A 26,089-nucleotide genomic window follows, 5' to 3' on the forward strand; every position below is an offset into this window, starting at 1 on the left:
CCCGTCAGTCGAGGTCGTGGAGGAAAGCGACGAGCGCCGCCAAGAGTTCGGCCGGATTGTCCTCCTGGACCAGATGTCCGGCCCCGGGGATGAGCCGAAGCTGTGCGCCGGGGATGAGGGAGGCGAGTTCATGGGCCTTGGCCACGGGGATCCAGGCGTCGTCGGTGCCCCAGCAGACCAGGACAGGGATGTCGATCGTGCCGTACCGCTCCTGGATCTCGTCGGTGTAGCGCTGGTCGGCCTGTGCGATCTGCCGGTAGAACGCCGGCTGGCCGTCGTCGCCCAGCCATGGCTCGACGAGCCGGTCGAGGGTCACCGGGTGCAGTCCGGGGCTGCTCGCCGAAGTCACGTACTCGCGCACCAGGGCGCGATGCAGCGCCGGCGGAAGCTGATCGAACACGGCGGAGTGCCGGCCGACCAGGCGGAAGAACGGGGACCCCCAGGGCGCGAGGGCCACCGGGTCGACGACGGTCAGCTTGCGGTATCGGGCGTCGTGCAGCAGGTGCGCCCGCAGGGCTACGGCGCCGCCGAAGTCGTGGGCGATCACGGCCGGTTCGGTCAGCCCCCAGTGGGTCAGGAGCTCGGTGAAGACCCGGCCCTGGGCGGCGAGGGAGACGTCCTGGCCCTCGGCCTTCGCCGAAGCGCCGTAGCCGGGCATGTCCCATACGAACACCTGGTGATGGTGCGCGAGTGAGCGGGCGATGCCGCGCCAGACGTAGGAGGAGAAGGGTGTGCCGTGCAGCAGGACGACGGGATCCCTGCCGGTCTCCCCGAAACGGTCCCAGCGGACTTCGCCTGCCGTGCTGTCGTAGGTCTTGCTCAGCTTCCAGTCAGTCAACGGTGTCCGTCCTCTGATCGTGGGTGATCGAATTGTGGCAGAGACGGACGGTGGGCGGCTGGGGAGCGGTGGAACACCGGGGTGTCGAGGAGGCGCAATCGCCGTGGCTCGGGCGGGAGTTCGGTGATTCGCCCGGCGAGGCGATTTCGTTCGGCGGGTGCGCGCCGTGCTGCTTGGCCATGCCCGCGTCAGCCACGGATACGGCGGGTGCCGTGGCACGTCACGAGGGGGCGTGGTCCGGTCTCAGGGGGAGAACGACCGTGAGCGTGGGCGTGCGGACGATCGAGCAGGTCGTGTCCAGGTGCCATCCCGTCTTCGACGTACCGGCTCTGCGCATGGGGTTCGGCCGGGACGGTCTCGTCTATCTCGTCGTCGGGGGCCGGCCCGACGGACGTGCGTTACGGCTCAGGACGGACGGCTCGGAGCAGACCCTCGCCCGTGTCGGCTACGCGGCGCAGGCGATCACCGCGGACGCGGACGGTGTGATCGCGACCGCCGACACCCACTTCCCGCACCGGATCACCTTCTGGGACCCGAAGACTCGTCCTCGGCCGCACGGAGGCAGACCTGCCGTTCCGGTCGCCCTGATGGGGGGGGAGGCGGGCTCACTGCCGGGGCATGCGCTCGATCGCCACCATCGCGGCATCGTCCCCCAGATGTCCGCCGGCATGCCGCATCAGGTCCTTGCACAGGTGAGCCAGGAGGGCGTCGGGACCCTTCCCGGCCCTCCCGGCCACACGTTCCGCGAGCGGGTAGAAGGTGCCCTCGTGGTCGCGGGCCTCGATGACACCGTCCGTGTAGAGAAGGACGATGTCGCCGTCCTCGAAGGCGAACTCCTCCTCGGACAGCTCGCTCTCCACGAACTCGGTGAGACCCAGGGGCGGTGCCGGGTGGCGCACTTCGAGGGGGCCGACCTCGCCGTGCCGCAGCAGCAGGGGCGGCGGATGCCCGCAGTTGACCAGGTGAAGGACCAGTTCGTCGTCCGGGATGTCCAGCGCGGCGGCGGTGATGAAAGCCTCGCCGCGATCCTCGGCCGCGGCGTCCAGAGCCGACGGGTCGTCCAGGTCCGAGGACACGGTTCCCTCCAGGAAGGCCATGAGCGCCGGAAGGTCGGCCTGCCGGTGGGCCGCGCCCCGGAAGGCGCCCAGCAGCAGGGCGGCGTCACCGACCGCCTCCAGGCCCTTGCCCCGGACATCGCCGATGACGATCCGGGTCGCCCGCTCCGTACGGGCGGCGGCATAGAGATCGCCGCCGATCTGAGCCTCGGACTCGGCGGCCAGATAGACCGACGCGATCCGCAGCGGACCGACCCGCTGGGGGAGCGGCTTGAGCACCACCTCCTGCGCGGTCGTCGCCACCGACCGCAGCTGCTTCAGCTCCCTCTCATGGCGCTCCCGCCAGGCGGCGAAGACGGTCGCGAACGCCGACATCAGGATCAGCGTGATCAGCTGGAACGAGTGGTTCAGATCGATGAGGGTGGTGCGCACCGTCGCCACCACGGCCTGGGCCAGCACTGCCAGCGCACCCACGCAGGCGGTGGTCCGCGGTCCTGCGAACGACGCGGTGACGGCGGGCGCGGCCACCAGGAACGGGCCGAGGTGGACGTTGGACGGAGCCAGGATGTCGACCACTGTGACGACCACGATCATCGTGATCGACACGGCCAGCAGCGCGTGACGTGGCTCCTGAGACCAACGACGATCTTCGAGGCGTCCAGAAACCATATGTTCTGGATACACCAGCGGCGGTCCGTGTCCGTGGTGGCGGCGCCACAGCCTCACACAGGTACACCCCGTCGTACGGTCACATGGCGTGCGCCGCGGTGCCGGGCCGTGTGTAGGCCTCCCGGGGAGTGAGAGGTCCGTGGCCGCCCGTGCAGACGACGACCGTCTCCAGCGGTTCACCGCAGTCCCGGTGCCGCACCTCCAGAGGGGGCCCCTCCGGGTCCGCCGTATACCGGTCGCCCCACTGCTTGAGGGCGAGCATCACCGGCCACAGGTCCCAGCCCTTGCGGGAGAGCCGGTACTCGTGGCGGGTGCGGTGGCCCGGCTCGCGGTACGGGACGGTGTCCAGGACCCCGGCGGCGACCAGTTTGCGCAGCCGGTCCGACAGCACCGCCTCCGACAGACCCACATGCCGGCGGAAGTCGTCGAAGCGGCGCACGCCGTTCATGGCGTCGCGCAACACCAGCAGCGACCACTTCTCACCGATCAGATCGAGGGTGCGCTGCACCGTGCAGTTCTCGGTGCTCGTCTCCAGCCAGGTCATACCGCCATCGTAGGCTGGCTTCGCCATTGACAGCCAGGTCTGGGCCCGGCTAACTTCGATTACTGAAGCCAGACGGGGAGGAAAGACGTATGACGAGGTCACGGACGTACGAGTGGCAGGATCCGAGCATCTCCGCGGCCGATGTTGGCCAGGGGAGCGGCCTCGACTTCCTGCGCGCCGTGCTGAGCGGACGCCTGCCCGCGCCGCCCATCGCCGCGACCCTGCGATTCACCCTGGAGCAGGTCGACTTCGGCCATGCCGTCTTCGCCCTGGAGCCGGGGGAGGAGCACTACAACCCCATCGGCAGCGTCCACGGCGGCGTCTACGCCACCCTCCTCGACTCGGCCGCCGGCTGCGCCGTGCAGTCCGTGCTGTCGGCCGGCATGGGATACACCTCGCTCGATCTGACCGTGAAGTTCCTGCGTCCGATCACCGTCGACACCGGCAAGGTCCGTGCCGTCGGCACCGTCCTCAATCACGGCCGCCGCACCGCCCTGGCCCAGGCCGACCTGCTCGACTCCGAGGACCGTCTGCTCGCCCACGCCACCAGCAGCTGCATGCTCTTCCCCGTCCCGGCGCGCTGACCCGCCGGTCCGATCCGCCCCGCGTAGGCTCAACAGCGTTGCACTGCCGGGGACTTGGAAGGCGGACCATGGGGCGCGAGGGGCTGATCCGGCCGCTGCCGGAGCTGTTGAAGGAGCACGCCGAGCGGGCCCCGTCGCGGGTCGCCTACTCCGACGCCTCGCGCAGTGTCACCTACGCCGAACTGGAGCGCCGCACCCGCGCGCTGGCCGGGCATCTCACACGGACGGGACTTCGCCGCGGCGACCGCGTCGCGATCTGCCTCGGCAACCGCGTGGAGACGGTGGAGAGTTGCCTCGCCGTGCTGCGGGCGGGACTGGTCGGCGTCCCCCTCGATCCCCGGTCCGCCGACGCCGAGCTCGCGCACTTCCTTCAGGACAGCGGCGCCGCGTACGTCATCACCGACGCCGCGCACCTCGCACAACTACGGCGCCTGGGACCGCCGTACGACGACATGGGCGCCCTGGTCACCGATGAGCGGTTCCAGCGCGCGGCCGAGGGGGACGGCACCGCCGAGATCGACGTACTCGGACTCGACGACCCGGCCTGGATGCTGTACACCTCCGGCACCACCCACCGGCCCAAAGGCGTCCTGTCCACCCAGCGGGCCGCGCTGTGGTCGACGGCCGCCTGCTACGCCCCGATACTCGGCCTCTCGCCCGACGACCGGCTGCTCTGGCCGCTTCCGCTGTTCCACAGCTTCAGCCACTCCCTGGCCATCCTCGGCGTGACCGCGGTGGGCGCGACCGCCCGGATCGCCGGTGAGCTGCTGCCGCCGGGCGGACTGCGGCAGGAACTGGACGCCGACCACGCGGAGCTCGGCGGGCCCATCACCCTGCTGGCCGGTGTGCCCGCGACGTATCACCGGCTGGTCGAATCGTCCGGCAGCACCCCGCCGCAAGGGCCGCGGATGTGCCTGGTCGCCGGTGCGCCGAGCGGTCCCGCGCTGCGCACAGCCGTCGAGGAGTCCCTCGGGGCGCCGCTGCTCGACGCGTACGGCAGCACCGAGACCTGCGGCATGATCGCGACCAACCGTCCCGAGGGACCCAGGGTCGACGGCTCCTGCGGACCGCCCGTGCCCGGCGTGGACGTACGGATCGTCGAACCGCGCGGCGGCGAGGATGTGCGGGACGGCGCCGAGGGCGAGGTCTGGGTGCGTTCGCCGGGGCTGATGACCGGGTACCACGGGCAGCCCGAGGCGACGGCCGCCGCGCTGCGGGACGGCTGGTACCGCACCGGCGACCTCGGCCGCCGCGTCGAGTACGGCCATCTGCGGCTCACCGGCCGGGTCAGCGAGCTGATCATCCGCGGTGGCGAGAACATCCACCCCACCGAGATCGAACAGGTCCTGTCCCAGTGCCCCGGTGTGTCCGACGCCGTGGTCGTGGGCGTGCCGCACGACGTGCTCGGCGAGGTACCGGTCGCCTGCGTCGTACCGGGCCCGGACGGGATCGACGCACGGCGGGTGCTCGCCGAGTGCCGTACCCGGCTGGCCGGTTACAAGGTGCCGGCCGAGATCCGCGAGATCGCCGCCGTCCCGCGCACGGCGAGCGGGAAGATCGCCCGGCATCGGCTCGTCGTCCCCGCCCCGGTGGCGGACGCCCCTGCCCCGGCCGCTCTGCGCGAGCGCCTCCGCTCCCTCTCCCGCGACGACCAGGAGCGCGCGATACGCGAGACGGTGCTCGTCGAGACGGCCGAGGTCTGCGGGCAGGCCTCGCCCGAACTCCCTGACCCGGCCAGTCCGTTCGCCGAACTCGGCATGACGTCCGTAGGCGTGGTCGAGCTGGTGGATCGACTAGGCGCGCTGACCGGACTGAGCCTGCCGACGACGCTGGTCTTCGACCACCCGACCCCCGCCGAGGTGGCCCGCCACCTACGCGCTGCACTCTTCGAGGACGAGCCCGGCAGGCGCCCGAACCCGTCCGGCGGACAGGGCCGGGCCGCCCACGAGGACGATCCCGTCGTGATCGTCGCCATGGGCTGCCGGTACCCGGGCGACGTCAACTCACCCGAAGACCTATGGGAGTTGGTGGCACAGGGCCGGGACGCCGTCTCGGAGTTCCCGACCGACCGAGGCTGGGACCTGGACGCCCTCTACGACCCCGATCCCGACCGCATCGGCACCTCGTACACCCGGCATGGCGGATTCCTGCACCGGGCGGCGGAGTTCGACGCCGGACTGTTCGGGATCTCGCCGCGCGAGGCGCTCGCGATGGACCCGCAGCAGCGGCTGCTACTGGAGACCTCCTGGGAGGTGTGGGAGCGGGCCGGAATCGACCAGGCCTCGCTGCGCGAGAGCGACACCGGAGTGTTCGTCGGCGTGATGTACGCCGACTACGCCCACCGCTTCACCCACGTCCACGAACTGGAGGCGCACCTGGGCCTCGGCTCGGCGGGCAGCGTGGCCTCCGGACGGATCTCGTACGCCTACGGGCTGCGCGGCCCCGCGATCACCGTCGACACCGCGTGCTCGTCCTCGCTCGTCGCGCTGCACTGGGCGGCGCGGGCGCTGCGCTCGGGCGAGTGCTCGCTGGCGCTGGCCGGCGGGGTCACGGTGATGGCGACGCCCAAGCCGTTCCTCGCGTTCAGCAGGCAACGCGGTCTGGCGCCGGACGGGCGCTGCAAGTCGTTCTCGGCGGCGGCCGACGGCACGGCCTGGGGCGAGGGCGTGGGCCTGGTCCTGCTGGAGCGGCTGTCCGACGCGCGACGCAACGGCCACCCGGTCCTCGCCGTGCTCCGCGGCTCCGCCGTCAACTCCGACGGTGCGTCCAACGGCCTCACCGCGCCCCACGGACCCGCCCAGCAGCGGCTCATCACCCAGGCACTGGCGGACGCGGGACTCGGCGCCGCCGACGTGGACGCGGTCGAGGCGCACGGCACGGGCACCCGGCTCGGCGACCCCATCGAGGCACAGGCCCTCCTCGCCACCTACGGACAGGACCGCGAGCGGCCACTGTGGCTCGGGTCGGTCAAGTCCAACCTCGGGCACACCCAGGCGGCGGCCGGGGTCGCCGGTGTCATCAAGATGGTGCAGGCCATGCGGCACGGTGAGCTACCCCGGACCCTGCACGCCGACTCTCCGACACCGCACGTCGACTGGTCGGCGGGCCGCGTGGAACTGCTGACCTCGCCCCGGCCCTGGCCCGCCGCCTCGGACCGGCCACGACGTGCCGGCGTCTCCGCCTTCGGGATCGGCGGGACCAACGCCCATGTGATCCTGGAGGAGCCGCCGGGCACGGAGAGGGCCGTCTCCCAGGAGCAGGCCACACCCCTCCCCTTGCTGCTCTCCGCCGCCGACGAGACCGCCCTGCGCGCGCAGGCGTCACGGCTCGCGGCCCACGCGGCGCGACGGCCCGATCTGACACCCGCCGACCTCGCCCACTCCCTCGCGGTGTCGCGGTCCGCCCTCACCCACCGGGCGCTGGTGCCGGCGGACGACCGCACACGGATGCTGGACGCGCTCGGCGCACTCGCGCGGGGCCGGGACGCGACCGGAGTCGTACGAGGACTGGCGGACCCCGGGATCCGTACGGCCTTCCTCTTCACCGGGCAGGGCGCCCAACGCCCCCGGATGGGCGCCGAACTGTGCGCGACCTTCCCGGTCTTCGCCAAAGCCTTCGACGAGGTGTGCCGGTATCTCGACGACCGTCTCCCACAGCCGCTGAGTACGGTGCTGTCCGCCGAGCCGGGCTCACCGGAAGCGGCCCTGGTGGACCGTACGGACTTCGCGCAGGCCGGACTGTTCGCCTTCGAGGTGGCGCTGTTCCGGCTGCTGGAGTCGTGGGGCGTGCGAGCCGACCGCCTGGTGGGCCATTCCGTGGGTGAGTTGGCGGCCGCGCATGTCGCCGGTGTGCTCGATCTATCCGATGCGGCCACGCTCGTCGCCGCCCGTGGCCGACTGATGCGGGGGCTTCCCGAGGGCGGCGCCATGGTGGCGGTGGACGCGGCCGAGGATGAAGTCGTCGCCGCCATCGAGGGGTTGGACGGTGTGGCCGTCGCAGCCGTCAACGGGCCCCGCTCGGTGGTGATCTCGGGCGCCCGGGATGCGGTGCTCGCGGTGGCGGCCGGGTTCGAGGCGCGCGGCCGCAGGGCCGTACGGCTGCGGGTGAGTCACGCCTTTCACTCGCCCCTGATGGAACCGATGCTCGGCGAATTCTTGGATGTGGCAAGGGAGTTGACCTTCCGGGAGCCGCGCATCCCGATCATTTCGACGGTGACGGGCCGACCTTCCGAACTCTCCTTGCCGGAGTACTGGGTGCGGCACGCCCGGCTCCCCGTGCGCTTCGCCGACGCGGTACGCCGCCTCGTGGACGACGGGATCTCGGCCTGCCTGGAGCTCGGCCCCGGACCCGCGCTCACCGCCGCGGCCACCGACTGTCTGAACGGATCTGTGCTCGCCGTCGCCGCGGGCGGAGGCGCGTACGAACCGGAGACGCTCCTGTCGGCCCTGGCACGGCTGCGGGTGGCCGGCGTCGGTGTCGACTGGGCGGCGGTGTACGCGGCGCCCGGCGCCCGGCGCGTGGAGCTGCCGACGTACGCCTTCCAACGGCAGCGGTACTGGCTGGACGCGTCGCCCGTGGCGGCCGCCGATGCCGGGCCGCTGCTGAGCCCGGCGTTCCCGGTGCCGGACACCGGGCGGACGGTGCTGACGGGGCTGTTGTCCGTCGCGAACCGGCCCTGGATCGCGGACCATGTCGTCGCCGGGAGGGTCGTCGTGCCGGCGACGGTGTTCGTGGAGATGGCCGTGCGGGCGGGCGACGAGGTGGGCTGCGGCACCGTCGACGAACTCGTGATGCCGACGCCGCTCGCCCTGCCCGGTTCCGCGGGTGTGCGGGTGCAGGTCGTGGTGGGCGCGCCGGACGACTCGGGGACGCGGTCGGTCGACATCTACTCCCGGCCGGAGGGGGCCGAGGACACCGTCCCCTGGACCCGGAACGCCTCCGGTCGGCTGCTGCGCGAACATGCCGCGCACGGTGAGCCGATGCCGTGGCCGCCCCAGGGCGCCGAGGAGGTGGATCTCACCGACGCGTACGCCGCCCTCGCGGACGCCGGGCTCGGCTATGGGCCCGCGTTCCAGGGGGTCGGTGCCGTCCGGCGGCGCGGTGACGACGTCTTCGCCGAGGTCAGGCTGCCCGCGGCGCTCATCTCGGAGGCGGATCGCTACGGACTCCACCCGGCCCTGTTCGACGCCGCGTTGCACGCACCACTGCTGGCCCGGCCCGCCGACACGGGCGTGGTGCGGGTGCCCTTCGAGTGGAGCGGGGTGAGCCTGTACGCCTCGGGCGCCACGGAGTTGCGGGTCGCGGTGACGTCGACGGGGACGGACACACTCTCGCTGACCCTGGCCGACCTGTCCGGCCGACTCGTGGCGCGCGTCGAGTCGCTGACGACGAGGGAACTCCGCGCTGACTGGGCCGAGTTGACGGTGGGTGTGGGGGGCGACCTCATTCGAAAGGCACTCCTGCGCCCGGAATGGACGGCCCTCGAACTCCCCGCCGGCGACGCCCACGCGCCCGCCTGGGCGGTGCGCGGGCCGGACGAGCTGAACCTCGCCGGGTTCCTGCCGGGCGGAGTGGACCCGGAGTTCGTCGCCGTCACGGCGATCGCCGGTGCGGACGACTCCGGTCCGCTGCCCGCCGTGCACGAGTCGACCGGCAGGGTGCTCAAGACGCTCCAGGACTGGCAGGACGATCCGGGCACGGCCGGCGCACGGCTGGTCGTGGTGACGCGGGACGCCACCGGGCCGGTGCCGGACCTGGCGGGCGCGGCGGTCTGGGGACTGGTCCGTGCGGCGCAGTCCGAGCTGCCGGGCCGTGTCGTCCTGGTGGACGTGGACGGGCGGCCCGAGTCGCTGCGGCTGCTGCCGGCGGCCGTAGCCTCCGGTGAACCGCAACTCCGATTGCGGGACGGGCAGGTGACGGTGCCGCGCCTGACGACGGCCGCCGACGCCACTGGCACGCAGTCCTCCTTTGCCGCGGACGGCACAGTACTGATCACCGGAGGCACCGGCGCGCTCGGCGCTGAGCTGGCCCGTCACCTGGTCACCGAACACGGCGTACGGGATCTGCTGCTGACCGGACGCCGCGGGGACCGGGCACCCGGAGCCAGGGAACTGCGCCGCGATCTGGAGGAGTTGGGTGCCCGGGTCGGCATCGTCGCTTGTGACGTGGGTGACCGTGCCGCGCTGGCCGCGTTGGTCGAGGGCTGCGAGCCGCCGCTGACCGCCGTGGTGCACGCCGCCGGGGTCCTCGACGACGGTGTGCTGGACGCGATGACCCCCGAGCGGATCGCGGCCGTGCTGCGGCCTAAGGCCGACGCTGCCTGGCATCTGCATGAACTGACCCGGGGCATGGGCCTCTCGGCGTTCGTCGTGTTCTCGTCGGTCTCCGGTCTGCTGGGCCGGGCGGGACAGGGCAACTACGCCGCCGCGAACTCCTTCCTCGACGCCCTCGCCCATCGCCGCGCCGCCGAAGGACTGCCGGCGCTCTCGCTGGCCTGGGGGCCGTGGGAGCACGGCGACGGCATGGCCGCGGAACTGCCCCGACAGCGGCCACAGGCACGTGACTTGCTCGTGCCGCTGACCACCGGGCAGGGCCTGGCGCTGTTCGACGCCGCGCTGCGTGCGACGGCACCGGTCCTGGCGCCGATCCTGCTGGACCGGGAGGCGCTGCGGTCCGACGCGGGGCAGCTGCCGCCGCCGTTGCGAGGACTCGTACGCCGGCACCGGCCGGCCGCCGCGACGACGGCATCGGGCCCGCCGGGGCAGCCTCCGGAGCCGGGGGCCTGGCGCAGGAGGCTGGCCCCCATATCCCCGCCCGAGCGTGAGGCGGTCCTCGTGGAGCTGCTGCGCGCCGATGTGGCGGCGGTGCTCGGTTACCCGGACGCCGGCGCGCTCCCGGCCGGCAAGGCCCTCGCCGACCTGGGATTCGACTCCCTCACCGCCGTGCAGATCCGCAACGCGCTCAGTACGGCGCTGGGTCTCCGGCTCCCCGCGGCCGTGGTGTTCGAGCACCGTACGGCCGAGGATCTCGCCCGCCATCTGCTCGCGCTCCTGGAGGACGAACCGGACGACGAACCGGGCGACGAACCGGACGCCGAGCCCGCCCCCGACGAGCGGCCCGCACACACCCTCTCCGCGCTGTTCCGGACGGTCAGCGCCGGCGGACACCCGGTCGCGGCCATGCACCTGCTCGTCACCGCGTCCCTGGCACTGCCCACCTTCACAGCCGCCCAAGGCCGTGCGCACGCCCTGCCGCCACTGCGCCGCTCCCACGGCGACAGCCCCGGCTCCGGCAGGCCGACGGTCGTCTACTTCCCCGCCTACCACCCTTCGCTGGCCTCGGCCGACTTCCCGTCCTTCCACCGCGCCTTCCAGGACGACCTGGACGTCCTGGAGTTCCCGCACCCCGGCATCGGCGCCGGCCCCGCCGTGCCCGAGGACCGCGCCGCGCTGGCGCGCACGCATGCCGAGAGCGTGCTGCGGCAGGTCGGGGACGGGCCTTTCGTGGTCGTAGGACGCTCCGCGGGCGGCAATGTCGCGCACCTCGTGACCCATGAACTGGAGTGCATGGGCAGGGCACCGTCTGGCCTGGTGCTGCTGGACACGTACCACATCACGCCGGACAACAGTGCCGAGGACTGGCTGCTGTCCCTGGCCGCCCCGCCTCGCCCGGACGCCGGACAACCCGTCCTCACCGGGGACGACGACACCGCCCTGGCCGCGATGGGCGCCTACAACCGGATCTTCCTCGACTGGAACCCCGAGCCGGTCACCACCCCCACGCTCCTGGTGCGCGCACTGCGCCCCACACCCGCGATGGCGGCCTCCGCGGACGCGGACGACTGGCGCACGTCCTGGCCATCGGCGCACGACGTCGTGGACGTCCCCGGCGACCATCTGACGATGATGCGCGAACACGCGGGGACGACCGTGTCGGCGATCCGCGCCTGGATCGACGCACGGGCATAACCGGTCCCGTCCGGCCGGACCCGCGAACCGGTTCAAGACCATCCCATCGACGGATCGGCAGAACGATTCGGCAGGTGAACGCGGCGGCATCCGATCATTCGTGACGGGGCGCGCCGCGATCCTGGTGCGCGTATCCAACTGATGGGCAGGCGCGGGTCCTCGGCCCCGTCGCCTCCACTGGTCAAGGAGTTCCCCTTGAGTCCTCGTCGTATGGTGACCGGCGTTCTCGCTTCCGTCGCTCTCGTGCTCACGTCCCTCGGCGCGGTGACCGCCCAGGCGATCCCCGCGGCAGCCGACCCGTGCGGTTTCTACGAGACCGGCTCCGACGCCTTCTACAACCACTGCACCTCGGACGGCTCGCGCGTGGTCATCAAGGTGCGCGTCGCCTACGCCGCCGACTACGAACGGTGCGTCGGGCCCGGCACCACCTGGCTGGGCTCCGCCGGCAAGATCCAGGGCGCCCACTACGTCGGCCGTACCTGCTGACAACCGGTAACCCCCGGGGGGTCGGGCTGCGGTCCCCCTGGGGTCGGCCGACAATGGGCAGTGGATCGCATGTCCGGCCCGGCCTGGACGCCGCGGAGGTGTCGGCCCGAGAGGAACGTGCTCATGGGCGCTGAGTCTTCGAAGGCCGTGCGGACGGGTGCCTTCGTCGCGGTGGCGGTCGCCCTGTTCTGCATCCAGCTCGACTTCTTCGCGCTGAACCTGGCCGTCCCCGGCATCGCCGACGAATTCGACGTCACCGCTTCGGCCGCACAGTGGACGCTGTCCGCGTACATGCTGGCGATCGGTTGCTGCTTCATCGTCGGCGGCCGGGTCGGTGATGTCTTCGGTCGCCGCGGCGTGCTGCTGGGCGGGACGGCGCTGTTCGTGGCCGGGTCCGTGGGCTGTGCGCTCGCGCCTGACCTGTGGGCGCTCGTGGGGGCACGGATCGTGCAGGGCGTCGGGGCCGGGTTCGTCTTCCCGGTGTCCGTCGCCGTGATCAGCAACGCCTTCCCCGACCCGACCCGGGCGCGTGCCCTGGGAGCGGTGTTCGGGATCGCCAATGTGGGCACCGCGCTGGGCCCCTTCGCCGGCGGTGGTTTCACCGAGGGGCCCGGCTGGCGCTGGATCTTCTGGCTTCTCGCCCCACTGAGCCTGCTGTCATTGTGCGTGGCTTACGGGTGCGTGCCCGACTCGCGGGATCCGGACGCGCCCCGCCAGCTCGATCTGATCGGCTGCCTCACCGTCGTCTGTGCCCTGGCGGCGCTCACCCTCGCCGTGGAGCGCGGCAGCGCCTGGGGCTGGGACCACGCCCGCACCCTCACTCTGCTGGCGGTCGCCGCTCTGGCGGGGTGGCTGTTCGTACGGCGGGAGCGGCGCGCCCGGCATCCGCTCATCGACCTCCGGCTCTTCCGCAACACGCCCTACGTCCTGGTCACCGGCACCGACGCCGCGTACGACGCGATCCTGCGGTTCGGGGGTGCGGTGATCCTCGCGGCCTCCGCCGTCGTCATCGCCGTACGCCATCGGCTCGTGGCCCTTGGCACGGTCCCGCCGCTCGGACCGGGTGGCGGGCGCCTGCCGTGAAGCCCACGGCGGAGCGGAGCCTGATCCTGCACCGGTCGGTGCGGGTGACGCTCGCCGCGTCCGTGGGCTTCTACACCTTCGTGTACGGGCTCGACGAACCCGTCCTCGCGCTGTACGCCCTGTTCGCGCCGATCTCCCTCGGCCTGCTCTCCCCGATCCCCGGGTCCGGCCGGCAGCGGGCCGAGGTGATGCTCAAGGCACTCCCCGTGGGCCTGCTGCTGGTCGCGCTCGGGACCGTCCTGGCCGTGCGGACCTGGGCGGCGGTCCTCGGCATGCTCGTCGTGGGCTTCTGCCTCGCCTTCGCGGCGATCGCCGGCCCGCGCCCCGCCGCCGCGGCACCTGGACTCCAGCTCTTCTACATCCTCGCCTGCTTCCCGCCGTACGAACCCGAGACCCTGTGGCTACGGCTGGCCGGGCTCACCTTCGGCGTGGTGCTGCTGGCGCTGTGCGAGCTGTTCCTGCTGCCGCAGCCGGCCGGCCCCACCTACCGGACGGCCCTCGCGGACGCCCTGGTGACGGCGGGGGACGTCATCGCCGGGCGCACCGTCCTGTCGCCCGAGGCGCTGCGGGAGGCCGGCGCGCGGCTGCGGCTGTCCGACATCCCGCCCGCCGAACGCCCCGCGGGCCCGGGGCGCGCGGTGCGTGGCCTCGCCCAGGCGGGCGCCGCCGCCCGCCGGCTGCTCGAACAGCTGGCCCGTCTGACCGAGACCGGCGAACTCCCCGCGCTCGTCCGCGAGGGAGCCGGGGGCGCCGGGGGACACCCCGCCACGGCCACCGGACCGCTGCTGCCGCAGGTGATGTCCCTGTGCGACGAGACCGCCGCCGCCCTGCGCACCGGCCGGGCCGCTCCCGGACCGCAGCGGATGGACCGGGCCATCGACGACTTCCAGCGGATGCGGGTCCGGCAGGTGACTGGCGCCGCCGACCGGGTGCCGCCGGTGCCGGTGCTGCGGCGACAGGCGGCACTGCTGGCCGTCGCCGAGTCGACGCGCATCCTGGAGATCTCCGTCCGGGTCGCCCTCGACGGGCGGCGCACCCCGCCGATCGAGCCCCGGGAACTCTTCTGGTACACCCGGGCCGCCACGCCCCGGCTGTGGGAGCGCCGTATCACCGGCAACATGACGCTGCGCTCGGTGCAGTTCCAGAACGCCGTACGCATCGCCGTGGCGCTCGCCGTCGCACGGCTCGTCGCCGGATCGCTCGACCTGACGCACGGCTTCTGGGTGCTGCTGACGGTGCTGACCCTGAGCCGGACCACCGTCGGGGAGACCTGGGGCGCCATCCGGCAGGCCGTCACCGGCAACCTCCTGGGAGCCGTCGCCGCGGGCGCCCTGCTCATCGGCCTCGGCCGGCACACCGACGGCTACGCCGCGATCCTCGCACTGGCCATGCTGATCGCTTTCGCCCTCGGGCCGCTGTTGGGCATCGCCTGGGCGCAGGGCCTGTTCACCCTCGTGGTGGCCACCGCGTTCGCCCAGATCGCCCCCGCCTCCTGGCAACTGGCCGAGGCACGGATCGTGGACGTGATGACCGGCAGCGCCATCGGCCTGCTGTGCGGCCTGCTGGCCTGGCCCGCCGGGGCGCGCCGAGAGGTCCACAGAACCATGGCAGGCCTGCTGGGGGAGTGCGGCCCGCTGATCAAGGGCACCGTCGACCTGCTGACCGCCACGCCCCCGGGCTCGGTCCCCGCCCCGCCCACGCTCCCCGCCCTGCACCGGCTGCGCCTCGCCGAGTCCGCCTACGCCCAGTTCCGCAGCGAACCGGGCAGCGGCGCATCCGCCGGCGCCGACTGGCACGCCGTACTCATCACGGCCTCCCACATCCTGCTCGGCGCGCAATGGCTGCCCCGATTCGACCTGCCCACGGCCGCCGTGCCCCCGGACGCCGGGGACCGGGCACGGGCCGGCGCCCGCGCACTCGCCGGGACCACCGACCGGCTCGCCGCCCTGTGCCGGGGACGGCGATCGCGTCCGCCCGCGGCGCCGCCGCCGCTCTGGGAGCCGGCCGGGCCGCCCCTGCCCACGCTGGTCGACCTCGACATGTGGCTGCGCGGCCTGAGCCACCAGCTCACCCGGATCGAGGCCGGACTGCCCGAGGCGCCGCGCGGCACACCGACCGCCGGCCGGGACGCGCCGTGACCGGCCGGGACCTCCGCTCCGAACTGCGGCCTCCCTCGCCACTGCGCGGGTGGGTGTGGTGGCTGCCCCTGGTCGCCGTGGTCGTCGACCTGGCCGCCGAGTTCATCGTCAGGGGCCGCGAACCGGTGAGCTTCATGCTCATCGCGGTACCGCCCCTGGCCGCCGCGACACGCGGCCCCCGCGGCACCGCCATGTCCGCCGTGGTGTGCCTGGGGCTGCAGATGTGGATGGCCGCCAGACGCCCCGGCCACTTCGACGAGCAGCACCATGTCGCCGTCTACGTCGCCACGACCCTCATCGGCATAGCCAGCGTCGCGCTCGCCCGGCAACGGGAACGCACCCGGCAGCATCTGATCCGGGCCAACTCGGTCGCGGAGGCCATGCAGCGAACCCTGCTGCGGCCCGTACCGCGCAGGCTCGGCCCGGTGCGCGCCGCCGCGTTCTACGAGGCGGGGGAGGGCGGCACGCTCGTCGGCGGGGATCTCTACGACGTGTGCGAGACGCCCTTCGGCGTACGGGCGATCATCGGCGACGTCCGCGGCAAGGGGCTGGACGCGGTGCAGACGGTCGCGGCGGTGCTGGGCAGCTTCCGTGTCTCGGCGCACGAGTGGGAGAGCCTGAGCAGCCTCGCCGAGCGGCTGGAACTGAGCATCGCCCGCAACAGCCCCGCCGGGGACGCCGGTGACCCCGAACTGTTCGTGACCGCCCTGGTGCTGGAGTTCCCGGCGGACGGCGGCGAGGTACGCGTCGTCGACCGGGGCCACCCCCCACCGCTTGCGGTCGGCCCGGACGGCGCCCGGCGGCTGGCCACCGCGCCCGGACTGCCGTTGGGCCTGGGCGCACTGACGCCGGACGGTGTCGAGGCGACCGTGCATGTGCTGCGGCCCTCGGAGGTGCTCGTCCTGCACACCGACGGGGTGAGCGAGGCCCGGGACACGGACGGAGTCTTCTACCCGGTCCAGGAACGGCTCGGCGAACGGTTCACCGGCGAGCGCGCACCCGACCCGGAGACGGTCGTGTCGTTCGTGCGGACCGACTCCGAACGCTGGGCGGCGACGGAGTCCGACAGCGACGACCGGGCCGTCCTCGCGCTCACCCTGGCCGCCCCCGGACGAGGGATCACCGCCCGCGCGGACCGAGCCTGATGTGGCGGATGACCTTGCGGTGGTGGGTGTAGGCGATGTGGAGGGCTCCGTCCGGGCTCTGGACGATCGAGGGGTACGACAGCTCGCGGTTGACGCCGTCGCGGGAGTTGTTGGTGAGGCAGTGGCCGTCGCCGGTGACGAGGTCGGCGCGCAGCGGCCAGGTGCGGCCCGCGTCCGAGGACAGCGCGAGACTGAGCGGGGCCCGGGGGGCGCCCCAGAACGCGGCCGACGGGGCCTGCTTCACCGCGGTCGCCCCCGCCTCCTCCCCGGTGGCCAGAGCGCCGGAGTCGTCGATCTCGTCGTACAGGGAGACGCGGCGGGCCGTGGCGTCGGCGGCGCTGCTGTGGTTGTAGACGAGGGCCAGGCGGCCGTCGGCCAGCGGGACGTACTGGATCGACGAGTTGTTGTTGGGCAGGGCCAGCGGCTCCGGATCGCTCCAGGTGTCACCGTCGTCCAGCGACACGGAACGGTGTACGTGGTCGGCGCGCCGGCTGCGGAAGAGGGCGACCAGTGAGCCGTCGGGCAGCCGGTGGACGTTCATATGGACCAGCCCCGTGGAGCCGGGCACGGGCTCCTCGCGCCACGTCCCGCCCTCGTCGTCGCTGATCATCACGGCGCTGGTGTCGAGGTCGCCGGACCACTTCACCCCCGGGGTGACCACACAGCGGAAGACGGGCAGCAGGAGACGGCCCGTGGGCAGCACCACCGGGGGCTGGCGGACGAAGACGCCGCCGTCGCCGGGTGTCGCCGGGAACAGGGTGCGGGTCGCGTCCCAGCTGCCCGCGCCGTCATGACTGACGCGCAGCCGCACCTCGGCGGTGTCCTGATCGCCGCCCCGCTGCGCGGTGTGCAGCAGCCACAGGGCGCCGGAGGGCGTCGGGAAGAGCAGGGGGTTCTGCTCGGAGCGGGTCGGGTCCTCCGACAGCCGGACCGGGTCCGTCCAGACCATGCCGCCGGGCGCCAGCCGCGAGAACCACACGGAGATGTCGGCCATGCCCTCCTGCGTACCACCGAACCAGACACAGCCGACGTCCCCGCCGGGCAGAACCGTGAGATTGGCGGCATGGCTCTGCACGGTCGGCGCGGGCAGGGTGGTGTCCGTGCGGGCGTAGGCGTCGAGGAGTGGGTGCGTCACGGCGTCGCTCCAGGGGTCCGGGCCGAGGTCGGATGGTGGCGGGCGGTCTGTTCCGGGTGGACCAGGTCGCAGGAGACGGTGGCGTAGGTGATGCTCTTGGCGAGGCGCTTGGTGGCGCTCGGGCCGTCCGGGTTGTGGATGCCCGAGGCGGCCGCCGCCTCGCGGACCCTGACGAGCGTGGCCTCGAAGGCGTCGGCCAGGGCCGGGTCGGGCCCGATCCGCAGCGAGGAGCGCATCGGGCCGTAGGAGCGCCGACAGTGCGGCGGGTAGCGGACGGCGGCGACGGCCTCGGCGGCCTGCGCCGACGTGTCGACCAGCGGCAAGATTGCCACGGGCGCGTCCAACAGGCGCCAGTGGGCGAGGAGTTGCTCGCGGGCGCGCCGGGCGGCGGTGAACTCTGCCGGAGTCATGGACAGTCGTTTTCTCGCGGCGGTTGTGGGCGGGCAGCGGCCCGGCGTGGATGCGTTCGTCGTCCCCGCCCGCGTGACCGTTGGCCGTGTCCGTGTCGGTGCCCCCGGCCTCCATCGCCGCGGCGCCCGCCCGGTCGAGCCGTCACACGGGCACGGGTACGTTCGGCGGTTCGATACCTGGGTCACTTGCCGGTTCCTTCTGGTGAGACGGCGGTCGCGGCCCGGGGCTTGAGCCCTCGGATCGCCGCCGGGTCCAGTGCGGCGCGGCGCAGTGCGCGGGTGTACGGGTCGGTGGGGGAGGCGAGCACGGCGGCGGTGCGGCCGCGCTCGATGACCCGTCCTGCCTTGAGTACGACCATGTCGGTGCTGATCTCCCGGACCACGCCGAGATGATGGGCGATGACGATGTAGGTGATGCCGGTCTCCGCCTGCAACTCCCGTAGCAGATCGAGGACTTGAGCCTGCACGGACACGTCGAGCGCGGACGTCGCCTCGTCGCACACCAGCAGATCGGGCTCCGAGGCCAGGGCCCGCGCGATACCGATGCGCTGCCGCTGCCCGCCGGAGAACTCCGCCGGCCGCCGCTCCCGTGCCGAGGCCGGCAGCCCCACACGGTCCAGCAACTCGGCGGCACAGCGGCGCCGTTCGGCCTTGTCCCGCACCCCGGCGAGGCGCAGCGGCTCCGCCACGATCCGCTCGGCCGACAGATGGGGGTCGAGGGAGCCGTAGGGGTCCTGGAAGACCATCTGCGCCCGGCGCCGCAGCGGCCGAAGCCGCCGCTCGGACAGCGCGGCGAGATCCGTGCCGTCCAGCACGACCCGCCCGGACACCGGCTTCAGCAGCCGTACGATCGCGCGGGCCAGGGTCGACTTGCCGCAGCCCGACTCGCCGACGACCGCCAGCGATCCGCCGCGCGGCACATCGAAACTGACGTGGTCGACGGCGCGCACGGGGCCGGCCGGGGTGTCGTAGTCCACGACGAGGTCCTCGACCGCGAGGAACGGGGGCGGCGCTGAAGGCTGGTTCATCGTGCGGCTCCCAACGGCGTGTGGTCGGCGAGTCCGTCCTCGTCCCAGGGCCCGAGGGCCGGGACCGCCGCGAGCAGCGTCCGGGTGTAGGGGTGCGTGGGCCGTTCCACGATCCGCTCGGCGGGCCCCGACTCCACGAACCGGCCCTCCTTCATGACATGGATGCGGTCGGACACCAGACGTGCGACACCCAGATCGTGCGTGATCATCAGCATGCCCACGCCGGTGCGTTCCTGGAGGTCGAGGAGGAGATCGAGGACGCCGGCCTGGACGGTGGCGTCCAGGGCGGAGGTCGGTTCGTCCGCGACGAGCAGCCGTGGTTCCGCGGCCAGGGCGATGGCGATCAGGATGCGCTGGAGCATGCCGCCGGAGAACTGGTGCGGATACGTCTTCCAGCGCGTCCCCGGCTCGCTGATCCGCACCTGGTCCAGCAACCGCGTGCCGCGCTCGCGGGCCTCGGCGCGGGACAGGCCCGGGTGGCGCAGTCGCAGCGCGTCGCCGAGCTGCCGGCCGATGGTGTGCACGGGGCTGAGCGCGGTCATCGGGTCCTGCGGGATCAGCGACACGGTACGGCCGCGGACCCGCCGGGCCGCCTCGGGGTCGGCGACGACGTCCTCACCGCCGACCCGGGCGGTGCCGGACAGTACGGCCAGGCCCTCGGGCAGCAGCCGCAGGACGCCCATCGCGGTGGTCGACTTGCCGGACCCGGACTCGCCGATGAGCGTGACGGTCTCGCCCTGGCCGACGGTGAAGCTCACGCCGTCCACGGCGCGGACCACCCCGCGGTGGGTGACCAGCTCGATCTGGAGATCCTCGACCTCCAGCAGGGGGGAGGCGTCCTCGGCCATGGCTCAGACTCCCTTCGCCGGCTTGTGGGTGCGGACCCGGTCGCGCAGGCCGTCGCCGAGCAGATTGACGCCGACCACGAGCAGGGCGATGACCAGACCGGGCAGCGTGACCAGCCACCACGAGGTGGTGATGTAGTCCTGGCCGTCGGAGATGATGCGGCCCCACGTGGCGAACGGCCGCTGGGGCCCGGCCCCCAGGAAGCTGAGGGCGCTCTCCAGGAGCACCGCCTGGGCGAGCAGCAGCAGGACCACCAGGCTCGCGGGACGCAGCACGTTGGGGACGATGTGCCGCGCCAGGACGGACCAGCCGCGCAGCCCGAGCAGCCGGGCCGCCGCGACGTACGGTTTCTCGCGTTCGACGAGGACGAGCGAGCGGGTCAGCCGGGCCACCTCCGGCCACTGGGCGACGGCGATCACACAGGTGATGACGGTGACCGACGGGCCGAACAGAGCGACGACGAGCAGCAGCATCATCAGCAGGGGCAGCGCCAGTTGGGCCTCAAGGAGCCGGCTGACGACCGTGTCGATCCAGCCCCCGAAGTAGCCGGCCGCCGAGCCCGCCGCGATCCCGATCAGACCGGAGACGACGACGGCCAGGACACCCACCGTCAGCGACACCTGGCCGCCGTGCAGCAGCCGCGACAGCAGATCGCGGCCCAGCTGGTCGGTGCCGAAGAGATGTCCGTCGGTGAGCGGCGGCAGACGGCGCCGGGAGAGGTCCTGTGTGTTCGGGTCCGCCAGCGGCAACAGGCCGGCGAGCGCCACCGGCAGCGCGACGAGCGCGGTGCAGAAGGCCCCGGCCCACAGCTTGACGCGGGCGCCACGACGCTGCCGGGCGGCGGAGGAACGGGCGAGGTGCCGCTCGGAGACGGCGCTCGGCCGCTCGGGAGGGGCCAGGGTGGTGGTCATGGCTCAGGCCGCCTTTCCGAGTCGTACCCGCGGGTCGAGCAGCGGGTAGGCGAGATCGACGAGGAGTTGGACGAGGATGGCGAGGGTGGCTGTGACCAGGACGGTGGCCTGGATCAGCGGATAGTCGCGGGTCTCCAGGGCACGGACCACGAGCGAGCCGACGCCGGGCCAGCCGAAGACGACCTCGACCACGACCACTCCGTTGAGCAGCGCCGCGAAGCGTGTGCCGACCGCGGTGACCAGCGGGACCGCCGAGTTGGCCAGCGCGTAACGCCAGGTGAGGGCACGCTCGGAGACACCGCGCGAGCGGGCCACGGTGATGTACGGCGAGGCGAGTGCCGTGGTCATCTCACGCCGTACCAGCCGTGAGACCAGGGCGAGTTGGAGGATCGCCACGGTGACCGTCGGCAGGATCAGACCGCTCCAGGACGTGAAGCCGGACGCGGGCAGTACCGGCAGCAGCACGGCGAACACCGTCAGCAGCATCACCCCGGTCCAGAAGTCCGGCATCGACTGTCCCGCGATGGTCAGGACGTTGGCACCGAGCTCGCGCTTGGTGTCCGCGCGCCGTGCCATCCACACCCCCAGCGGGACGGCGACGGCCACCGTGACGGCGATCGCCGCGACCGACAGCGTGATCGTGTACGGCATGCGCTCCAGGACCACGTCCAGCGCCGAGGAATGGAAGGAGTAGCTGGTGCCGAGATCACCGGTGAGCAGGTCGCGCAGGAAGATCCCGTACTGGGTGATCAGCGGTTCGCCCAGCCCGAACTCCTCGCGGATCCGCGCCAGATCGGCACTGGTCGCGGTCGGGCCCGCGTACGCGGCGGCGGGGTCGCCGGGCGCGAGCCGGACCAGCACGAACACGGTGGAGACGGTCAGGAAGACCGTGAGCAGGCTCTGGCCCAGACGGCGGGCGAGGTATCTCGACACGGCTCAGCCCTCCAGCCGTACGGCGGTCAGGTCGTAGGAGTTGACCGGCAGCAGCCCGATGCCCTCGACGCGGGTGCGGCGGGCCAGCAGGGTCTTCGGCACGAACGCCCACAGACAGGGCCATGTGTCCCATACGGCGTGCTGGGCGGCGGCGAGTTCGCGGTCCCGGGCGGCGGGGTCGGCCTCGGTGGCGGCGTCGGAGATCCGCCGGGCGATCGCGGGGTCGACGTAGCCCATGAAGGCGTCGCCGGTGCGCTCGTCCTCGGCGGTCCCCGCGTACATGGCCTGGAGCATGGTGACGGCCTGGCCGGTGGGGCCGGGGAAGCCGTTGCCGATGACGTCCCAGTCGCCGCCCTTGCCCTGACGCCACTTGAGGATGTCGCCGCCGGGCTCGAACTGGAGCAGGGAGGTGCGCACCCCGACGTCCTTCAGCATCTCGGCGACCGCCTCCATGACGGAGGTGTCCGCGGCGAACTCCCCCGACTCCCACATGATCCTGATCCGCAGCCCGTCCGCGCCCAGCGACTTCAGCGACTGCCGTGCGCGGGCCGGATCATGGACGAAGCTTCCGGTGCGTTCGGCGCCCTGGAGGGAGAGCGGTACGACGCCCGCGGCCTGCTCCGCCGAGCCGGTGAGGACGTCCCGCACGAGGGACTCGCCGTCGATGGCGTACGTCAGCGCCCGCCGCACCCGGGCATCGGCGAGCGGGTGGTCCCTCGGCTTGCGGAAGTTGTAGAAGAGCTGGCACAGCCGTACCCCGGAGGTCTGCTCCAGATGTACGCCCGGCAGCCCGGTGAGCTGTTCGGCCGAGTCCGGTGTGATGGTGTCGATGACGTCGAGTTCGCCGCTGCGCAGGGCGACGACCCGGCTCGACTCCTCCGGCACGAAGCGGACCCGGACCCGCTCGACGGCCGGCCGCCCGCCCCAGTAGCGGGGCACCCGGGCCAGGGTGTACTCACCGGCCCCGCTGTTGGCGCCGACCACGCGGTACGGGCCGGTGCCGACACCGGAGCGCAGTTCCTCGGGCCGGTTGTCCTTCGCCGGGGTGATGAGGATGTTGGCCATCAGCCGGTCCAGTACGGGCACCGGCTGCCGGGTGTGGAGCAGGAAGGTACGGGCACCGGTCGCCTCGACGCTCGGCAGCTCGGGGAAGAGTCCGAGCACGAACGACCCGGCGACCTCGCCGTACATCCGCACCGCGGTGGCCACGTCCTCGACGGTCACGGGGCGGCCGTCGGAATAGCGGATCCCCTCGCGCAGCCGCACGCTCCAGGTGGTCGGCGCGGTCATCTCGAACCGGTCGGCGAGGACCGGCGTCGGCTTCATGCCCGGCCCGATCGCCGTGAGCGCCTGGCGCACGGCCCGCTGCACGGTCACCGCCGCGTCGAACTGGTTCAGCTTGTTGTCCAGGCTGACCAGCGAACGGTTCAACCCGAGCGTGAGCGTGCCGGGGCCCGGGGCGCCGGTGGGCCCGGCGCAGGCGGCCAGCGGGGCGAGGCCGAGACCGGCGCCGCCGGCGGCGCCCCAGCGCAGCAGGGTGCGGCGGGTCAACGTCTCGTGCGGGGGAGTCGGGGTCGTCCTCGGGGGAGTTCGGGTCATCGTCGACCTCTCGGGATTCTGGTGCGGCGACCGGCTCGGGGCGGTGTCCGGTCCCGTGGGACACCACCGGTTTCTGTCGCGGCGAAAACCGTTCCACGGTTGCGCACATCGCGCAAGAGGTCTCGCGCACATCGCGCAGGATGTGTCATCATCGACGCGCCGAGGCCGTCTCTGGACTCCCTTGCGGAGAGGGGTGAGGGACACAGCCCCGACGAGGGCCGGACCACGGCGGATCAGACGACGGACGGCAGCGGATCAGACCTCGGACCAGACAGGATCGGACCACCGACCACCAGGAGGCGGGCATGTCCTTCACTTCCCGCGACGCGCCGACGCGGCCTGCCGACGCCGGCGCGCGGGTGACGCCGCCCCACCCCGACGCACGGATCCGGCCATCCGCCGCCGACACCCGGACGCCTCGCCCCGTGCTCGCGCTCGCCGACGACCTGTCCGGCGCCGCGGAGACCGCCATGGCCCTCGGCCTGCCGGGCAGAATCGTGCTCGGCCCCGCGCCCAGCGCCCCGCCAGGCGAAGGCGACGCCGTCGTGGTCGACCTCGACTGCCGGGGCGTCCCCCCGGATGAGGCCGCCCGGCGGGTCCGCGAGGCCCTGCGCACCGTCCCCGACGGCGCCCTGGTGCTGAAGAAGGCCGACTCGCTGCTGCGGGGCAACCTCGCCGCCGAGACGGCCGCCTTCACGGACGGGGCCGAGGGTGTCGTCGTCACCGTCGCCCTGCCCGCACTCGGCCGGACGGTCCGCGAGGGCGTGGTCCATCTGAGCGGCGTCCCCCTGCACCGCACGGACGCCTGGCGCGCGGAGGTCACCGGGCCCCCGACGTCGGTGGCAGCCGCGCTCGGCGACAGCCGTACGGCCGTCGTCCCGCTGGCGGCGGTCCGGGACGGCGCGTTGCCCCGCGTACTCCGGGACACGATCGCCGCCGGACGCCTTCCGCTCTGCGACGCCGAGACGGACGCCGACCTGGACCGCATCGCCGACGCGGCCATCGCCGCGGGCCCCGGTGTCCGCCTGCTCGGCACCGGGGGCCTCGCGGCTGCGGTGGGGCGCCTGCTCGGCCGTACCGGAGGGGCCTCGGCGCCGGCCGGGACGCCGGTGCGGCGGGAGCGACGGCCGCTGCTGATCGTCGTAGGCACCGCCGAACCGGCCGCGGCTGCGCAGATCGCGCAACTCGCACAGCGCGGCGCGCGCCACATCGCCCTGCCCGCCGACCGGCTGTCGACGACGGACGGGCACGCCGCCGGCACCTCCGACGTCACCGTCCTCAGCATCGACAACGGCCAACGCGTCCAACCCGGTTCGGCCTACCGCCCGGTCCACGGACTCGCGCGTCTCGCCGCCCACCACGCGGCCGGCGCCGACCTCGTCCTCACCGGCGGGGAGACCGCGCGACGCGTCCTCGACGCCCTCGAAGTCCCGCAGTTGACGCCGCTCGGCGAGATCCACCACGGCGCCGTCCACGCCCTCGCATCCGACGGACGTCATGTCGTCACCCGGCCCGGCAGCTTCGGCGAGACCGACTCGCTGCTGCGGATCGCCGCCGCCCTGCGCCCGGACCGGTTCCGCACCCCACCGCTCCACATCCCGACGCCCGACCTCCCACCGCAAGGAGACCCCCTGGTGAACGCCACTCCGACCACCGGCGACCGCCGCCCGCTGCCGCTCATCGCGGTGACCATGGGAGACGGCGCGGGCATCGGCCCCGAGGTGATCGTCCCGGCGCTGCTGCACCCGGACACCCTCGCCCGCTGCCGCCCCGTCGTCGTCGGCGACGCCGAACGGCTGCGGCGGGCCGCCGCGATCCTCGGCGTCGACTGCGACATCGTCGCCGTGGCCGCCCCGGAGGAAGCCGAGTTCCGGCCCGGCCGCGTCAACGTCGTCGACCTCGGTCTGATCCCCGCCGACCTGCCCTGGGGCGAGTTGTCCCCGGTCGCGGGCGACGCCGCCTACCAGTACGTGCGGGTGGCCGCCGACCTCGCGATGAAGAACGCCGTGCACGGCATCTGCACCGCCCCGCTCAACAAGGAGGCCCTGCACGCGGCCGGGCACCTCTACCCGGGCCACACCGAACTCCTGGCCCACCTCACGGGAGTGGACGAGGTGTCGATGATGCTGTCGACGCCCAAGGTCAAGGTCATCCACGTCACCACCCACATCGGCCTGATCGACGCCGTGCGCCGTATCGAGCCGGGCCTCGTCGAACGCACCGTGCGACGCGGCCACGAGGCGATGGTGCGCGCGGGCGTGGCGCAGCCGGTGATCGGCGTGTGCGGCATCAACCCGCACGCCGGTGAGAACGGCCTGTTCGGCTACGGCGAGGAGGAGGAGAAGATCGTCCCCGCCCTGGAGATACTCCGCGCGGACGGCATCGACGCCCGCGGCCCGCTCCCCGCCGACACCGCCTTCTTCCTCGCCGGGCGCGGTGACTACGACCTGATCGTCGCGATGTACCACGACCAAGGGCACGGCCCGGTGAAGGTGCTGGGCATCGAGGCCGGTGTGAACCTGACCGTGGGACTGCCCGTCATCCGTACCTCCGTCGACCACGGCACGGCCTTCGACATCGCGGGCAAGGGAATCGCCGACGCCGGTAGCATGGTCGAGGCCCTGCGCCAGGCAGCCGAGATGTCCTCCGTACCGGCCCCCTGACCCCTCCGCTGACCGGCCCCCTGAAACCGCCGCCCAGCAGCCCACGCAGCGAAGG

Annotated in this window: 17 protein-coding genes; 7 read left to right on the plus strand and 10 right to left on the minus strand. The window is 73.0% G+C overall.

The window, feature by feature from the left end:
- Positions 1–4: 4 nt before the first annotated feature.
- The 3 genes from IE325_RS22970 to IE325_RS22980 form a co-directional block, all read right to left on the minus strand.
- Entirely contained in the window at positions 5–838 is an 834-nt protein-coding gene (locus IE325_RS22970; RefSeq protein ID WP_190071887.1) for an alpha/beta fold hydrolase, read from the minus strand.
- Positions 839–1,443: 605 nt separating this feature from the next.
- Positions 1,444–2,562, minus strand: coding sequence for a PP2C family protein-serine/threonine phosphatase (locus IE325_RS22975; RefSeq protein WP_190071888.1), 1,119 nt, complete (start codon positions 2,560–2,562; stop codon positions 1,444–1,446).
- Positions 2,563–2,641: 79 nt separating this feature from the next.
- A complete protein-coding gene (locus IE325_RS22980) occupies positions 2,642–3,106 on the minus strand; it encodes a winged helix-turn-helix transcriptional regulator (protein WP_190071889.1) in 465 nt (154 codons plus the stop codon).
- Positions 3,107–3,195: 89 nt separating this feature from the next.
- Here IE325_RS22980 and IE325_RS22985 point away from each other — a divergent pair, with 89 nt between their 5' ends.
- From IE325_RS22985 to IE325_RS23010, 6 genes are all read left to right on the plus strand, one after another.
- Positions 3,196–3,690 carry a PaaI family thioesterase gene (locus tag IE325_RS22985; protein WP_190071890.1) on the plus strand — a complete coding sequence of 165 codons (495 nt, stop codon included), beginning with the start codon at positions 3,196–3,198 and terminating at the stop codon, positions 3,688–3,690.
- A 68-nt stretch (positions 3,691–3,758) separates the two neighbouring features.
- Complete coding sequence (locus IE325_RS22990; RefSeq protein WP_190071891.1) at positions 3,759–11,657, plus strand: type I polyketide synthase; 7,899 nt, start codon at positions 3,759–3,761, stop codon at positions 11,655–11,657.
- A 210-nt stretch (positions 11,658–11,867) separates the two neighbouring features.
- Positions 11,868–12,143, plus strand: coding sequence for a DUF6355 family natural product biosynthesis protein (locus IE325_RS22995; RefSeq protein WP_190071995.1), 276 nt, complete (start codon positions 11,868–11,870; stop codon positions 12,141–12,143).
- Between the two features lie 123 nt (positions 12,144–12,266).
- The gene (locus IE325_RS23000) at positions 12,267–13,226 is read left to right on the plus strand and encodes an MFS transporter (protein WP_190071892.1); all 960 of its coding nucleotides are present in this window, start codon (positions 12,267–12,269) and stop codon (positions 13,224–13,226) included.
- Positions 13,223–15,364: an FUSC family protein gene (locus tag IE325_RS23005; protein WP_190071893.1), complete on the plus strand. Its 2,142-nt coding sequence runs from the start codon at positions 13,223–13,225 to the stop codon at positions 15,362–15,364. The genes IE325_RS23000 and IE325_RS23005 overlap by 4 nt, the downstream gene beginning before the upstream one ends.
- A complete protein-coding gene (locus IE325_RS23010; RefSeq protein WP_190071894.1) occupies positions 15,361–16,509 on the plus strand; it encodes a PP2C family protein-serine/threonine phosphatase in 1,149 nt (382 codons plus the stop codon). Before IE325_RS23005 ends, IE325_RS23010 begins: the two co-directional genes overlap by 4 nt.
- On the opposite strand, the gene IE325_RS23015 is transcribed toward IE325_RS23010, so the two are convergent.
- From IE325_RS23015 to IE325_RS23045, 7 genes are all read right to left on the minus strand, one after another.
- Entirely contained in the window at positions 16,484–17,644 is a 1,161-nt protein-coding gene (locus tag IE325_RS23015) for a sialidase family protein (RefSeq protein ID WP_190071895.1), read from the minus strand. The two genes, IE325_RS23010 and IE325_RS23015, sit on opposite strands and share 26 nt — an antisense overlap.
- A complete protein-coding gene (locus IE325_RS23020) occupies positions 17,641–18,054 on the minus strand; it encodes a hypothetical protein (RefSeq protein ID WP_190071896.1) in 414 nt (137 codons plus the stop codon). Before IE325_RS23020 ends, IE325_RS23015 begins: the two co-directional genes overlap by 4 nt.
- A gap of 182 nt (positions 18,055–18,236) precedes the next feature.
- Entirely contained in the window at positions 18,237–19,082 is an 846-nt protein-coding gene (locus tag IE325_RS23025; protein WP_190071897.1) for an ABC transporter ATP-binding protein, read from the minus strand.
- Positions 19,079–19,930, minus strand: a complete 852-nt coding sequence (locus tag IE325_RS23030) for an ABC transporter ATP-binding protein (protein ID WP_190071898.1) — start codon at positions 19,928–19,930, stop codon at positions 19,079–19,081. Before IE325_RS23030 ends, IE325_RS23025 begins: the two co-directional genes overlap by 4 nt.
- Positions 19,931–19,933: 3 nt before the next feature.
- On the minus strand, positions 19,934–20,839 hold the full coding sequence (locus IE325_RS23035) for an ABC transporter permease (protein WP_190071899.1): 906 nt from the start codon (positions 20,837–20,839) through the stop codon (positions 19,934–19,936).
- Between the two features lie 3 nt (positions 20,840–20,842).
- A complete protein-coding gene (locus tag IE325_RS23040) occupies positions 20,843–21,772 on the minus strand; it encodes an ABC transporter permease (protein WP_190071900.1) in 930 nt (309 codons plus the stop codon).
- Positions 21,773–21,775: 3 nt separating this feature from the next.
- Complete coding sequence (locus IE325_RS23045) at positions 21,776–23,371, minus strand: ABC transporter substrate-binding protein (RefSeq protein WP_190071901.1); 1,596 nt, start codon at positions 23,369–23,371, stop codon at positions 21,776–21,778.
- A 305-nt stretch (positions 23,372–23,676) separates the two neighbouring features.
- On the opposite strand from IE325_RS23045, the gene pdxA reads away from it, so the two are divergent.
- A complete protein-coding gene (gene pdxA, locus IE325_RS23050) occupies positions 23,677–26,034 on the plus strand; it encodes a 4-hydroxythreonine-4-phosphate dehydrogenase PdxA (RefSeq protein WP_190071902.1) in 2,358 nt (785 codons plus the stop codon).
- Positions 26,035–26,089 lie beyond the last annotated feature (55 nt).

This window comes from Streptomyces lanatus (assembly GCF_014655715.1).
Lineage (GTDB): Bacteria > Actinomycetota > Actinomycetes > Streptomycetales > Streptomycetaceae > Streptomyces > Streptomyces lanatus.